At 68.0% G+C, this 13213-nt stretch carries 18 protein-coding genes, 1 tRNA gene and 1 riboswitch; of the genes, 13 read left to right on the forward strand and 6 right to left on the reverse strand.

The genetic code is table 11. The annotated features are described in order from the left end of the window. The first annotated feature begins 388 nt into the window (after positions 1-388). The 5 genes from ACTMVF_RS04660 to ACTMVF_RS04680 all read left to right on the forward strand — a co-directional run bounded on the left by ACTMVF_RS04660 (position 389) and on the right by ACTMVF_RS04680 (position 3917). Positions 389-1825, forward strand: a complete 1437-nt coding sequence (locus ACTMVF_RS04660; protein WP_441269664.1) for an amino acid permease — start codon at positions 389-391, stop codon at positions 1823-1825. 136 nt (positions 1826-1961) lie between these two features. Further along, a complete protein-coding gene (locus tag ACTMVF_RS04665; RefSeq protein ID WP_302000372.1) occupies positions 1962-2384 on the forward strand; it encodes a M67 family metallopeptidase in 423 nt (140 codons plus the stop codon). Positions 2385-2470: 86 nt separating this feature from the next. After that, positions 2471-2566 (forward strand): putative leader peptide, encoded by a 96-nt coding sequence (locus tag ACTMVF_RS04670; protein WP_019759525.1) that lies wholly within the window; start codon positions 2471-2473, stop codon positions 2564-2566. Positions 2567-2680: 114 nt separating this feature from the next. After that, complete coding sequence (locus tag ACTMVF_RS04675) at positions 2681-2959, forward strand: MoaD/ThiS family protein (RefSeq protein ID WP_302000373.1); 279 nt, start codon at positions 2681-2683, stop codon at positions 2957-2959. 7 nt (positions 2960-2966) lie between these two features. After that, entirely contained in the window at positions 2967-3917 is a 951-nt protein-coding gene (locus ACTMVF_RS04680; RefSeq protein ID WP_441269665.1) for a PLP-dependent cysteine synthase family protein, read from the forward strand. A gap of 34 nt (positions 3918-3951) precedes the next feature. On the opposite strand, the gene ACTMVF_RS04685 is transcribed toward ACTMVF_RS04680, so the two are convergent. Further along, positions 3952-4512 carry a type II toxin-antitoxin system PemK/MazF family toxin gene (locus ACTMVF_RS04685; RefSeq protein ID WP_441269666.1) on the reverse strand — a complete coding sequence of 187 codons (561 nt, stop codon included), beginning with the start codon at positions 4510-4512 and terminating at the stop codon, positions 3952-3954. A 45-nt stretch (positions 4513-4557) separates the two neighbouring features. Then, positions 4558-4839 carry a hypothetical protein gene (locus ACTMVF_RS04690; RefSeq protein ID WP_441269667.1) on the reverse strand — a complete coding sequence of 94 codons (282 nt, stop codon included), beginning with the start codon at positions 4837-4839 and terminating at the stop codon, positions 4558-4560. A gap of 283 nt (positions 4840-5122) precedes the next feature. Here ACTMVF_RS04690 and ACTMVF_RS04695 point away from each other — a divergent pair, with 283 nt between their 5' ends. Continuing rightward, entirely contained in the window at positions 5123-5875 is a 753-nt protein-coding gene (locus ACTMVF_RS04695) for an MBL fold metallo-hydrolase (RefSeq protein WP_441269668.1), read from the forward strand. A 69-nt stretch (positions 5876-5944) separates the two neighbouring features. Here the strand turns inward: ACTMVF_RS04695 and ACTMVF_RS04700 are convergent, their stop codons facing one another. Next, positions 5945-7198 (reverse strand): PTS transporter subunit EIIC, encoded by a 1254-nt coding sequence (locus ACTMVF_RS04700; RefSeq protein WP_441269669.1) that lies wholly within the window; start codon positions 7196-7198, stop codon positions 5945-5947. Between the two features lie 133 nt (positions 7199-7331). Beyond that, positions 7332-8621 (reverse strand): PTS transporter subunit EIIC, encoded by a 1290-nt coding sequence (locus ACTMVF_RS04705; RefSeq protein ID WP_441269670.1) that lies wholly within the window; start codon positions 8619-8621, stop codon positions 7332-7334. A gap of 127 nt (positions 8622-8748) precedes the next feature. On the opposite strand from ACTMVF_RS04705, the gene ACTMVF_RS04710 reads away from it, so the two are divergent. From ACTMVF_RS04710 to rdgB, 4 genes are all read left to right on the forward strand, one after another. Beyond that, positions 8749-8982, forward strand: coding sequence for a glucose PTS transporter subunit EIIB (locus ACTMVF_RS04710; protein ID WP_031478364.1), 234 nt, complete (start codon positions 8749-8751; stop codon positions 8980-8982). 75 nt (positions 8983-9057) lie between these two features. Next, on the forward strand, positions 9058-9813 hold the full coding sequence (rph, locus tag ACTMVF_RS04715) for a ribonuclease PH (protein WP_441269671.1): 756 nt from the start codon (positions 9058-9060) through the stop codon (positions 9811-9813). A 150-nt stretch (positions 9814-9963) separates the two neighbouring features. Next, a complete protein-coding gene (locus ACTMVF_RS04720) occupies positions 9964-10368 on the forward strand; it encodes a hypothetical protein (protein ID WP_441269672.1) in 405 nt (134 codons plus the stop codon). Between the two features lie 178 nt (positions 10369-10546). Continuing rightward, positions 10547-11152, forward strand: coding sequence for an RdgB/HAM1 family non-canonical purine NTP pyrophosphatase (gene rdgB / locus ACTMVF_RS04725; protein WP_441269673.1), 606 nt, complete (start codon positions 10547-10549; stop codon positions 11150-11152). 8 nt (positions 11153-11160) lie between these two features. On the opposite strand, the gene ACTMVF_RS04730 is transcribed toward rdgB, so the two are convergent. Further along, positions 11161-11247 (reverse strand) — tRNA-Leu (locus tag ACTMVF_RS04730). 39 nt (positions 11248-11286) lie between these two features. Further along, complete coding sequence (gene bcp, locus ACTMVF_RS04735; protein ID WP_441269674.1) at positions 11287-11754, reverse strand: thioredoxin-dependent thiol peroxidase; 468 nt, start codon at positions 11752-11754, stop codon at positions 11287-11289. Positions 11755-11849: 95 nt separating this feature from the next. Between bcp and ACTMVF_RS04740 the strand changes: the two genes are divergently transcribed. The 3 genes from ACTMVF_RS04740 to ACTMVF_RS04750 all read left to right on the forward strand — a co-directional run bounded on the left by ACTMVF_RS04740 (position 11850) and on the right by ACTMVF_RS04750 (position 13061). Further along, positions 11850-12179 (forward strand): DUF3618 domain-containing protein, encoded by a 330-nt coding sequence (locus ACTMVF_RS04740; RefSeq protein ID WP_302000417.1) that lies wholly within the window; start codon positions 11850-11852, stop codon positions 12177-12179. A gap of 55 nt (positions 12180-12234) precedes the next feature. Next, entirely contained in the window at positions 12235-12591 is a 357-nt protein-coding gene (locus ACTMVF_RS04745; RefSeq protein WP_128428777.1) for a GroES family chaperonin, read from the forward strand. 47 nt (positions 12592-12638) lie between these two features. After that, a riboswitch (guanidine-III (ykkC-III) riboswitch) is annotated at positions 12639-12707 on the forward strand. 33 nt (positions 12708-12740) lie between these two features. Then, positions 12741-13061, forward strand: coding sequence for a DMT family transporter (locus ACTMVF_RS04750; RefSeq protein WP_441269675.1), 321 nt, complete (start codon positions 12741-12743; stop codon positions 13059-13061). Positions 13062-13213: the final 152 nt, after the last annotated feature.

Below are 13213 nucleotides of genomic sequence, written 5' to 3' on the forward strand. Positions count from 1 at the left end.
GAAAATTGATCAAGATCTGAGGAATGTGCCAACCTCGGCACGGGGCAATTTTTGTTCAGCTTGCCACTGTTTGCGATATGGCTGGTGTTCGCTCAGAGGACGCTCAAGTCCGCATAACGATCCAGTTACCGCCCAGGTCCCTTGTGTGGCGATATACATCGTGTGTCCGGATCTGCTTGTGGCGTGCGCCACGCCGCTCCGGTCGATCAATGCAACGGTCGTGATAGATCTTCTCGACCGCCCGCGGACGCCACCTATGTCCACGGGGGGCGCCACCATGCCGACGGATCGTCGGCCAGGCATCGCTCCATCCACATCCGGGGGGATCGTGACCCGATCCGGGGCCGCTTCGCCGGCTCGGATCATCATGGAGAAAGGCGCAGCATTCATGACCTCAGTGCGGGTCGACAGGCATCGTGACGGCAACGGGGCCGACGGCGCCGCGGCGGAGGACGGCGGCGAGGGGTATCAGCGCGGGCTAGGGGCCCGGCAGATCCAGATGATCGCCATCGGCGGTGCCATCGGTACCGGCCTGTTCCTCGGCGCGGGCAAGGGCATCTCCAAGGCCGGCCCCAGTCTGATCCTGGCGTATGCCATCGCGGGCCTCGTGATCTTCTTCATCATGCGGGCGCTCGGCGAACTGCTGCTGTACCGCCCGGTGTCGGGCTCCTTCGCGGACTACGCCCGCGAGTTCATCGGTCCGTTCGCGGGGTTCGTCACCGGCTGGACGTACTGGCTGTTCTGGGTCGTCACCGGCATCACCGAGGTCACCGCCGCGGCCGCCTATATGACGTACTGGTTCGACATCCCGCAGTGGGTTTCGGCCCTGATCTTCACCATCATCCTCTACGGCGCCAACCTGATCTCCGTGAAGCTCTTCGGTGAGCTGGAGTTCTGGTTCTCGATGGTCAAGGTCACCGCGATCATCGGCATGATCCTCATCTGCGCGGGCATCCTGACGCTCGGCTTCTCGGACGCCGGCGACACCGCTTCCGTGACCCACCTGTGGAGCGACGGCGGATTCTTCCCGCACGGCATCGGCAGCACGCTGATGACCCTGCAGATGGTGATGTTCGCCTTCCTCGCCGTCGAGCTGGTCGGTGTCACCGCGGGCGAGTCCAAGGACCCCAAGACCGTGCTGCCCAAGGCGATCAACACCGTGCCGTGGCGTATCGCCGTCTTCTACGTCGGCGCCCTGATCATGATCCTGTCGGTGGTGCCCTGGACCCACTTCCAGCCGGGCGTCAGCCCCTTCGTGGCCGCCTTCGAGAAGATGGGCCTCGCCGCCGGCGCGGGCATCGTGAACTTCGTCGTCCTGACCGCCGCCCTGTCGTCCTGCAACTCCGGCATGTACTCCACCGGCCGCATGCTGCGCAACCTCGCGCTCAACAGCCAGGGGCCGAAGCTCTTCACCCGGCTCACGAAGAACGGCCTGCCGCTGGCGGGCACCACGTTCTCCGCCGCGCTGATGATGGTCGGCGTCTGGATCAACTACCAGTGGCCGGGCAAGGCGTTCGACTACGTGGTGTCCTTCGCGACCATCTCCGGCATGTGGGCCTGGATCGTCATCCTGATCTGCCAGCTTCGCTACCGTGCCAAGGCCGACCGCGGGGAACTGCCCCAGTCCGAGTTCCGGGCGCCCGGCGCCCCCCTCACCAGCTGGTTCGCGCTCGCCTTCATCGGCATGGTGATCGTGCTGATGGGCATCGACAAGGACGCCCGCATTTCGCTGTACTGCGCACCGCTGTGGGGCCTGATCCTCGGCGTCTCCTACCTGGTGCTCAAGCGCCGCAACCCGCAGGCCGCGGCGTTCAACAAGCGCTGACGAAGCCTTACCGAGGACGTCCAGCCGGGCGGGGCACTCGTGGCGCCCCGTCCCGCTGCCGCTCAGGACGTCCGGCATATGGGCCGTCCCGTACCACCCTTCGGTATGGGACGGCCCTCTGCTTATCCTGACGAGCATGCTGACCATCACCCAGGCCCTCGTCGACCAGATCGTCGCCCATGCGCGCAAGGACCACCCCGACGAGGCATGCGGCGTCGTGGCGGGGCCGGCGGGCTCGGACCGCCCGGAGCGCTTCATCCCGATGCTGAACGCGGCCATGTCGCCCACGTTCTACGAGTTCGACTCGGGCGATCTGCTCAAGCTCTACCGCGAGATGGACGACCGCGACGAGGAGCCGGTGGTCATCTATCACTCGCACACCGCGACCCAGGCCTACCCCTCGCGCACCGACATCTCCTACGCGAACGAGCCCGGCGCCCACTACGTCCTGGTCTCCACGGCCGACACCGACGGTCTCGGCGAGTTCCAGTTCCGCTCGTTCCGGATCGTGGACGGTGAGGTGACGGAGGAGGACGTCGAGGTCGTAGCGGCCTACTGATACGTCGTCCCACTATCTGGCCAGAATCGGTCCACCATGCGAGATCACACTCCGGGTGCCCGACCGGGAATCGATACGATGAGCCCATGGTTTCCCATGACGTGAGCGAGAAGACGCCGGGCATGCTGCTCGTGGCGCGGCTGCACGTCGACCTGTGCAGGCTCGCCAGCGCCATCTGTTGACGCTGCCCCTGCCGCCGTACGGCCGTGAGCCGCGGCGCTGCCCACACGCACCACCTGCTGTACTTGCGCTGCCGCGCGCCCCCGACTGACTACTCCCGACAGGAGCCCTGAGCCATGGCCATCGAGGTCCGCATCCCGACCATCCTCCGCCAGTACACCGACGGTCAGAAGGCGGTGGAGGGCAGCGGTGACACCCTCGCCGAGCTGTTCACCGACCTCGAGACCCGGCACACGGGCATCCAGGCCCGCATCGTGGACGACGGCCAGCTGCGCCGCTTCGTCAACGTCTACCTGAACGACGAGGACGTCCGCTTCGTCGACGGCATCAACACCAAGCTGTCCGACGGCGACACCGTGACGATCCTGCCGGCCGTCGCCGGCGGCATGGCCTGAGACCGGTATGCGCTACGACTCCCCGCTCGCCGCGGTGGGCAACACCCCTCTGGTGTGCCTGCCGCGGTTGTCGCCGTCCGCCGACGTCCGCATCTGGGCCAAGCTGGAGGACCGCAACCCCACCGGCTCGGTCAAGGACCGCCCGGCCCTGCACATGATCGAGCAGGCGGAGAAGGACGGCCGCCTCACCCCCGGCTGCACCATCCTGGAGCCGACCAGCGGCAACACCGGGATCTCGCTGGCCATGGCGGCGAAGCTCAAGGGCTACCGCATGGTCTGCGTGATGCCCGAGAACACCTCGCAGGAGCGCCGTGACCTGCTCGGCATGTGGGGCGCGGAGATCATCTCCAGCCCCGCGGCGGGCGGCTCCAACACCGCCGTACGGGTCGCCAAGGAGCTGGCGGCCGAGCACCCCGACTGGGTGATGCTCTACCAGTACGGCAACCCGGACAACGCGGGCGCGCACTACGCCACGACCGGCCCGGAGATCCTCGCCGACCTCCCGTCGGTCACCCACTTCGTGGCCGGCCTCGGCACCACGGGCACGCTGATGGGCGTCGGCCGCTACCTGCGCGAGCACAAGCCGGACGTGAAGATCGTCGCCGCCGAACCGCGCTACGACGATCTCGTCTACGGCCTGCGCAACCTCGACGAGGGCTTCGTACCCGAGCTGTACGACGCCTCCGTCCTGACCACCCGCTTCTCGGTCGGCTCGGCCGACGCGGTCACCCGCACCCGTGAACTCCTGCAGCAGGAGGGCATCTTCGCGGGCATCTCCACCGGCGCCGCGCTGCACGCCGCGATCGGTGTCGGGAACAAGGCGCTGAAGGCGGGCGAGAGCGCGGACATCGTGTTCGTCGTGGCCGACGGCGGCTGGAAGTACCTCTCGACGGGCGTCTACACGGCGGCCACGACAGAGGAAGCGATCGAGACCTTGCAGGGTCAACTCTGGGCGTGAGCGGCGCCCCGCCCCGGCCCTCCGAGCGGAGCGCCTACGTCGCGAGGTGACGGACCTGGTCCCACACGGCCGGGTCCATCACCCCCACCCGCCGCCGGAAGTCCCGCACCGGTACGTCCCGCAGCTCGCCCGTCTCCAGATAGCTCGCCCGCCCCAGGGTGTCCCCGACGGAGCCCGGCGGCAGGGGGATCACTCCGCCCCGCTCGTCGCGGTACTTGCTGGTGATCTTCGCGACGGTGACCCGCTGCCCGCGCACCGCGAGCACCAGACACGGCCGGTCCTTCGCCCGCCCGTCTCCCGCCGCCGCCCTACCCGACGCTCCCCCACTGCCGAAAGCGTGGGGGGACCCCCATCGCGCGGCCCCTCTTGATTCTGGCCCGTCCTCGTAGGGCACTTTCGCCCACCAGATCTCCGCGGGCGCCGGACGAGCGGCACCACGCCCCTGCGGACGAGCCGGAGTGCGCCGGTCCGACCGCCCCGGCGGACGCGTCCGCCGCCTCTCGGGACGCCGCCCGCGCCCCCACCCGTCCACGAGCGCGGCGACGAGCGCGAGCAGTATCACCGCCGCGAGCGCCAGCCACCATGACGTGTCCATAGGGACGACGGTACCGGCGCCCCACCACTCCCGCGCGTCACGGCCCTACGGGATCAGGGAGTTGTACAGCTCGACCACCTGACTGTCGAACGGCGGCGCTCCGAGCGCCTTCGCGGCCGGGATGACCGACTCCTCCAGGAAGCGTCGGAACTGTTCTTCCGACTCCCACACGTCGATGACCTGCCACCCACCCCCCTCGCCCGGTGCTCCGAAGTGCGCGACGAGTCCGGCGGGCGGATTCGTGCGATCCGGGATCGCCCGGTCGAAGGTGGCCTGGTAAAGCTCCTGGGTCCACTCCGCACCCTGATTGACGACCAGCACGGCCATGTCCGGGTCCCTCCACTCACTGGGGCAACAACTCTTTCCGACGCTACGTCCGGGTATAGGTGACAGCGACCGGAGATGACCCTCTCTACGCCACCCGGGGCCGACCTCGAACAACTGGACAGCCTCAGCAGCCGAACCGGTGACACCACAGGTGAGTTCGCCCACAACAGCCCTTGGCGGAGGAGCGACCGGAGGTTTTGCGCCTTACGCTCGACAAACCGCACGACCCCCGACGCCCCATCCCTCGATCTTCTCTTTTTCCGCCAGCGGAGGTTTCTGTTTCATGAAGCTCACCGTCGTCGGCTGCTCGGGGTCGTTCCCGTCCGCGGAATCGGCCTGCTCGAGCTACCTCGTCGAGGCCGACGGCTTCCGGCTGCTCCTCGACATGGGCAACGGCGCCCTTGGCGAGCTGCAGCGCCACTGCGGTCTCTACGACCTCGACGCGATCTTCCTCAGCCATCTGCACGCCGACCACTGCATCGACATGTGCGCGTACTTCGTCGCGCGTTACTACCGGCACGACGGCGGCCGCTGCGACCCGATCCCGGTCTACGGCCCCGAGGGCACCGAGCACCGCCTCACCACGGCCTACGCCGACACCCCCACCGCCTCCTCCATGAGCGAGGTCTTCGACTTCCACACGGTCAAGCCGTCCACCTTCGAGATCGGCCCGTTCCTCGTGCACACGGAACGCGTGGCCCACCCGGTGGAGGCGTACGGCATCCGGATCGAGCACGGCGGGAAGACCCTGACGTACTCCGGCGACACGGGCATCAGCGCGGCCCTGGACGAACTCGCCCGCGACGCCGACCTGTTCCTGTGCGAGGCCGCCTTCACGCACGGCAAGGAAGACATCCCCGACCTGCACCTCAACGGCCGCGAGGCAGGCCAGACCGCGGCCCGCGCGAACGCCCGCCGCCTGCTCCTCACCCACATCCCGCCGTGGACCGACCCTGCGGTCAACCTGGCCGATGCGCGGGCGGTGTATGACGGACCGGTGGAACTGGCGGTGCCGAGGCAGACGTACGAGATCTGACCTGTACGACGTGACAGAGGCCCCCGGAGCTGTTTGGCTCCGGGGGCCTCAGTGCTGTTCAGGAGGGGCTCACGCCTTGGTGAGGTCCTCGATCTCCTCCTCGGGCTCGCGGCCCGGAGTGGCGAGGTTGAACCTGATGATCGCGAACCGGAAGACGGTGTAGTAGATCGCCGCGAAGACCAGGCCGATCGGGATGATCATCCATGGCTTGGTGGCCAGGTTCCAGTTCAGGGCGTAGTCGATGAAGCCCGCGGAGAAGTTGAAGCCCGCGTGGACGCCCAGTCCCCAGGTGACCGCCATGGACACCGCGGTCAGGACCGCGTGGATGACGTACAGGAGCGGGGCGATGAACATGAACGAGAACTCGATCGGCTCGGTCACACCGGTCACGAAGGACGTCAGCGCGAGCGAGATCATCATGCCCATCACGGCCTTGCGGCGCTCGGGGCGAGCACAGTGGGCGATGGCGATCGCGGCGGCCGGCAGGCCGAACATCATGATCGGGAAGAAGCCGGACATGAACATTCCGGCGGTCGGGTCACCGGCCAGGAAGCGGCTGTAGTCGCCGTGCACGACCTCGCCGGCGGCGTCCTTGAAGTCGCCGAGCTGGAACCACGCCACCGTGTTCACGAACTGGTGCATGCCGATCGGGATGAGCGCGCGGTTGATCGCGCCGAAGAGGGCGGCGCCGAAGGAGCCGAGGCCCGTCATCCACTCGCCGAAGTCGCCGATGGCCTCGCCGATCGGCTCCCAGACCAGTCCGAAGAAGACGCCGACGGCGACACCGACGAACGCCATGATGATCGGGACGAGACGTCGGCCGTTGAAGAAGCCGAGCCAGTCCACCAGCTTCTTGCGGTGGTACCGCTGCCACAGGACCGCCGAGAGCAGACCCATGATGATGCCGCCGAGTACACCGGGGTTGTTGTAGGTCGCGGCTATGTCCGCGCCGTTCTGGATCTTGGCCTCGGTGACCGGGAAGGCCTCCAGGACCTTGCTGTAGACCAGGAAGCCCACCAGCGCGGCCAGCGCGGTCGAGCCGTCGGACTTCTTGGCGAAGCCGATGGCGACGCCTATGCAGAAGAGCAGGGGGAGACTGCCGGTGATGGCGCCGCCCGCCTTGTCGAAGACCGCGGCGACCTTGTCCCAGCCGAGGCCCTCGGCCCCGAAGACGTCCGGTTGGCCGAGCCGGACCATCAGGCCCGCCGCCGGCAACACGGCGATGGGCAGCTGCAGGCTGCGGCCGACCTTCTGCAGGCCCTGGAACAGGCCTGATCCCCACTTCTTCGTGGGGGCCGCCGTTGGCGAGGTGGCGGTGCTCATAGACTTCCTCCATCGGGTGGTGGTCTACACCACTCAGTGGTGTAGACCTGTTGTAGCACGATGAAGGTGAGATAAGGAACCCGCGATTCCCGCGGGATTTTCCGGACCCTTTCAGGCCCTGTTCAGGCCCTTCTCAGACCTTTGTGACGTCCTCGACCTCCTCCTCCGGCTCCCTACCCGGAGTCTTGAGATCGAACTTCGTGATCGCGAAACGGAAGATGACGTAATAGACGGCCGCGAAGCACAGGCCGATCGGAATGATCGCCCAGGGTCTCGTCGCCAGGTTCCAGTTGATGACGTAGTCGATCAGTCCGGCCGAGAAGCTGAAGCCGTCGTGCACGCCCAGCCCCCACGTCACCGCCATCGACACGCCCGTCAGTAGCGCGTGCACCGCGTACAGGAGCGGGGCGATGAAGAGGAACGAGTACTCGATCGGTTCCGTGATGCCGGTGACGAAGGACGTCAGGGCCACCGACAGCATCAGGCCGCCGACCTCTTTGCGGCGGCTCGGCCTCGCGCAGTGTGTGATCGCGAGGGCCGCCGCGGGGAGGGCGAACATCATGATCGGGAAGAAGCCTGAGGTGAACTGGCCGGCGTCCGGGTCGCCCGCGAGGAACATGTTGATGTCGCCGTGCACCACCTCGCCGTCGGGCGTGGTGTAGCTGCCGAACTGGAACCAGATGGGCACGTTGAGGAACTGGTGCAGGCCCACGACCAGCAGCGCGCGGTTGGCGATGCCGAACACGCCCGCACCCCAGGCGCCCAGGTCGCTCATCCAGTCGCTGAAGCTCTCCAGCCCGTCACCGATCGGCGGCCAGACCCACAGGCACAGCACCGCGACCACGATCGCCACGAACGCCATGATGATCGGGACGAGACGCCGCCCGTTGAAGAAGCCGAGCCAGTCCACCAGCTTCGTACGGTGGTAGCGCTGCCAGAAGAAGGCCGCGAGCAGGCCGATCACGATGCCGCCGAAGACACCCGGGTTCTGGTACTCGTACGCGCTCACCGCCCCTTCGGCCGCGGCGCAGCCGATGTCGGGGATCTCCTTCGTCCCCTCCGGGCAGTCCTCCGGGAACTCGCGCAGCACGCTGTAGTAGACGAGGAACCCCGTCACCGCCGCGAGCGCCGTCGAACCGTCCGCCTTCTTCGCCATGCCGATGGCCACGCCGACACAGAACAGCAACGGCAGCCCGAGCGAGCCGTCGAGCAGCGCGCCACCCGCGCCGTCCATCACCTTCGAGACGTTGTCCCAGCCCAGGCCGTCGTCGCCGAACACATCCGGCTGGCCAAGGCGGTTGAGGATGCCGGCGGCCGGCAGGACCGCGATCGGGAGCTGGAGGCTGCGGCCCATCTTCTGCAGGCCCTGGAACGCCGCCTGCCACCGCCGCCGCGCGGGGGAGATCTCGGTCTCGGCACTCATGGGTTGGCGACCGCCTGTCACGTGGTGTAGACCAGTTACCGACGATTGGGTTGCTGTGACGTCATCCTTCGGTACGCACGACACAATCGCTCGTGAAGTTGGGCCAACAGTGCGTGAGGAGACCGACATGGCCAGCAAGGCTGAGAAGATCGTCGCCGGGCTCGGCGGCATCGACAACATCGAGGAGATCGAGGGCTGCATCACCCGCCTTCGTACCGAGGTCTCCGACCCCTCGCTGGTCGACGAGTCCGCCCTGAAGGCCGCCGGCGCCCACGGCGTCGTGAAGATGGGCACCGCCATCCAGGTCGTCATCGGCACCGACGCCGACCCGATCGCGGCGGAGATCGAAGACATGATGTGAGCATCCGAGCTCGCTGAAGGGGCCGCTTCCCAGACAGGGAGCGGCCCCCTCCGTATGGGGGGCTAGGCTCGCGCCATGGCAGCTACCTCCTCAAATCCTCGAATCGACGGCCGCACCCCCGAACAGCTCCGCCCGATCACCATCGAACGCGCCTGGAGCAAGCACGCGGAGGGCTCCGTCCTCGTCTCCTTCGGCGACACGAAGGTCCTGTGCACCGCCTCCTTCACCGAAGGCGTCCCGCGCTGGCGCAAGGGCAGCGGTGAGGGCTGGGTCACCGCCGAGTACGCCATGCTGCCGCGCGCCACCAACACCCGCGGTGACCGCGAGTCCGTCCGGGGCAAGATCGGCGGCCGTACCCACGAGATCAGCCGCCTCATCGGCCGCTCCCTGCGCGCGGTCATCGACTACAAGGCGCTCGGCGAGAACACCGTCGTCCTCGACTGCGACGTCCTCCAGGCCGACGGCGGTACGCGTACGGCGGCCATCACCGGCGCCTACGTCGCGCTCGCGGACGCCGTCTCCTGGGCGCAGGGCAAGAAGCTCATCAAGCCCGGCCGCAAGCCGCTCACCGGAACGGTCAGCGCTGTCTCGGTCGGCATCGTCGGCGGCGTACCGCTCCTCGACCTCTGCTACGAGGAGGACGTGAAGGCCGACACCGACATGAACGTCGTCTGCACCGGCGACGGCCGCTTCGTCGAGGTCCAGGGCACCGCCGAGGCCGAGCCCTTCGCCCGCGAGGAGCTCAACTCCCTGCTGGACCTCGCGGTTTCCGGCTGCGGGGAGCTGGCGGAAGCGCAGCGCAAGGCACTTGATACCGTCCTCGAAAAGTAAAGGACGCACCAAGAAGAGCCGCAGCTTTGGGCAACCGCGCAGCCTTTCCTGGCGTCACTAGGGGTACGGGCGTACGGCACACCACCGTGCGCCCGGCCAGTGACCAACGGGGGCCCTGCGAGGCCTGAGAGCAGGGAGGGAACGTCAACCATGGCCACGAGCCGACGCCGCCGGAGCCGTATCGCCATAGCCGCCGCAGCCGTTGCGGCAGTCGGGCTGACGGCCGGGCTGACCACCGGCTGCGATGCCGTCAACAAGGCGCTGGACTGCGTCCAGACCGCCGACGCCATCGCCGACAGCGTCACGGAACTCCAGCAGGCCGTGGAGAACGCGTCGAACGACCCGACCCAGCTCGAGGAGTCCCTGGACTCCATCGACAAGAACCTCGACAAGATCGGCGACAAGACGGACAACGCCGACGTCAACAAGGCCGTGGACGACCTCCAGCAGGCCGTCACCAACGTCCGTGACGCCGTGAAGAACGGTGACGAGACGCCGGACGTCAGCCCGGTGACGGATGCGGCGGGCGAGCTGACCAAGGTCTGCACGTCGTAGCTCCGCCTGCTGGGCCGGGCCTCTCGTGTGCCGGGTTCTGTCGGTGGGGGGCTGCGGGTTTGGTGTGGCTGGGCGCGCCCACGCGGCGGAGCCGCACATCGACACAGCCCCGCGCCCGTTTCGGGGCGCGTCCGAGGGGGCGTCGAGAGGGAAAGGGACCCCCGGGATACTGGACCCCATGACCCGCCTCATCCTCGCCACCCGTAACGCCGGGAAGATCACCGAGCTCCGCGCGATCCTCGCCGACGCAGGTCTCGATCACGACCTCGTCGGCGCGGACGCCTACCCGGACATCCCTGACGTCAAGGAAACCGGTGTCACCTTCGCCGAGAACGCCCTGTTGAAGGCGCATGCGCTGGCCCGGGCGACCGGGCTGCCCGCCGTCGCAGACGACTCGGGGCTGTGTGTCGACGTGCTGAACGGCGCCCCCGGTATCTTCTCCGCCCGCTGGGCGGGTCGGCACGGTGACGACAAGGCCAACCTGGAGCTGCTGCTGGCCCAGTTGTCCGACATCGACGATGTCCACCGGGGCGCCCACTTCGCCTGCGCGGCGGCGCTCGCGCTGCCGGACGGCACGGAGCGGGTGGTCGAGGGGCAGTTGCGGGGCACCCTGCGGCACACGCCGGTGGGCACGAACGGCTTCGGGTACGACCCCATCCTCCAGCCGGAGGGAGAGACGCGGACCTGCGCCGAGCTGAGCCCCGAGGAGAAGAACGCGATCAGCCACCGAGGCAAGGCGTTCCGGGCGCTGGTGCCGGTCGTGCGCGAACTGCTCGCGCGGTAAGCAAGAAGTGGTGCGGCCGGAGGGACTCGAACCCTCACGGGTGTTACCCCACTGGGACCTAAACCCAGCGTGACTGCCAATTCCACCACGGCCGCGTGACCTTGCCCGGCCATGCTACTGGCCGGGCCGGGTGGTCAGATGCCCAGATCCTTGATGATCTTCGCCACGTGGCCGGTCGCCCGCACGTTGTACAGCGCCCGCTCGACCTTGCCCTCCTCGTCCACGACGATCGTGGACCGGATGACGCCCATGTACGTCTTGCCGTAGTTCTTCTTCTCGCCGTAGGCCCCGTAGGCCTCGGTGACGGACTTCTCCGGGTCGGCGAGCAGCGTGACCTTCAGGGACTCCTGGTCGCGGAACTTGGCGAGCTTCTCCGGTTTGTCGGGGGAGACGCCGACCACGTCGTACCCGGCGCCGGCCAGCAGCTCCAGGTTGTCCGTGAAGTCGCAGGCCTGCTTGGTGCAGCCGGGCGTCAGGGCCGCCGGGTAGAAGTACACGATGACCTTGCGGCCCTTGTGGTCCGACAGGGACACCTCGTTGCCGTCGGCGTCGGGCAGGGTGAAGGCGGGGGCCACGTCCCCCGGCTGGAGTCGCTCGCTCATCTGACCAGCGTAACCGGGGAGCCTGACGGTGCGGTCCGGCGTAGAGCTGACAGACTGTCCGCAAACAGCATCAGCTTCACTTCGGAGGCCGTACGGTGGCGGACACGTCGGACACCAGAACACCGGCGCAGATCGAGGCGGACATCAAAGCCCGCCGCGCAGCGCTGGCCGAGACGCTCGACGAGATCGGGGTGCGCGTGCACCCGAAGACGATCGTCGGCGACGCCAAGGCCAAGGTCGTCTCGAACATCGACCACACGCTCGGACGGGCCTACGTCGGGGTCAACCGGGCCGTGAGCGATGTGAAGGCCAAGTTCACCGACGAGGAGGGCGCGCCGCGCCTGGAGCGGATCGTGCCCGTCGCTCTCGTCGCCGTCGGCCTCGTGGGGCTGTTGGCCCTCGGCACCCGGCGTCGCAGGGACTGAGCGGCGGCGGACCCACCGGCGTACGGAAGCGGCAAAGGCAGGTAGGTTCAAAGGCGTGAGCGCCAACAGAAACGAGCACAGCACCCACCACGACAAGCTGCCCATCCGGATGCTGCACGACCGGGTACTCGTGCGGCAGGACACCAGCGAGGGCGAGCGGCGTTCCGGTGGCGGCATCCTGATCCCCGCCACTGCCGCCGTCGGCCGTCGGCTGGCCTGGGCCGAGGTCGTCGCGGTGGGGCAGAACGTACGGACCGTGGAGACCGGCGACCGGGTCCTGTACGACCCGGAGGACCGTGCCGAGGTCGAGGTGCGCGGGGTCGCGTATGTGCTCATGCGCGAGCGTGATCTGCACGCCGTGGCCGCCGACCGGTTCGAGGGGTCGGAGGACTCGACCGGGCTCTACCTCTGAATCGACGGTTGGAAGGGGCTGGTGACTCTCGTCACCAGCCCCTTCTTCGGTTCTTTGCTAGCTTTGAAGGACCCGACGAGACGCGCCGTACCGGGTGAAGGCAAAGACGACGCACCGCCAGGTTTCCGTCTTTGCGAAAGGTGCTCGTCATGGCCTGGGTCCTGCTCGTCGTCGCCGGTGTGCTGGAAGTCGGCTGGTCGGTCGGCATGAAGTACACCAACGGATTCACCCGCCCCGTCCCCAGCCTGCTCACCGGCGCCGGCATCGTCGCCAGCATGCTGCTGCTGTCGTACGCGGCGAGGTCGCTGCCCATCGGTACCGCCTACGGCGTGTGGGTGGGGATCGGGGCGGCCGGAGCGGCGGTGGTCGGCATGGTGGTGCTGGGGGAGCCGGTCACCGCCGCGCGGATCTTCTTCGTCTGCCTGCTGCTGGTCGCCGTGGTGGGGCTCAAGGCGACCAGCGGCCACTAGGGCCTGTCGTCAAATTCCCGCCTGCCCCGCGACGCCTGGCACGCACTCTCGCCGCACCGGGCGAAAGCCCACGTACGCCCAGTACGAGGACTTCCGCCCGGCACGCCGAGAGCACGCACCAGACGCCGCGGGGCCGCCCTTCGGGCGACGAC

Source organism: Streptomyces sp. SD31 (assembly GCF_052068475.1).
GTDB lineage: Bacteria > Actinomycetota > Actinomycetes > Streptomycetales > Streptomycetaceae > Streptomyces.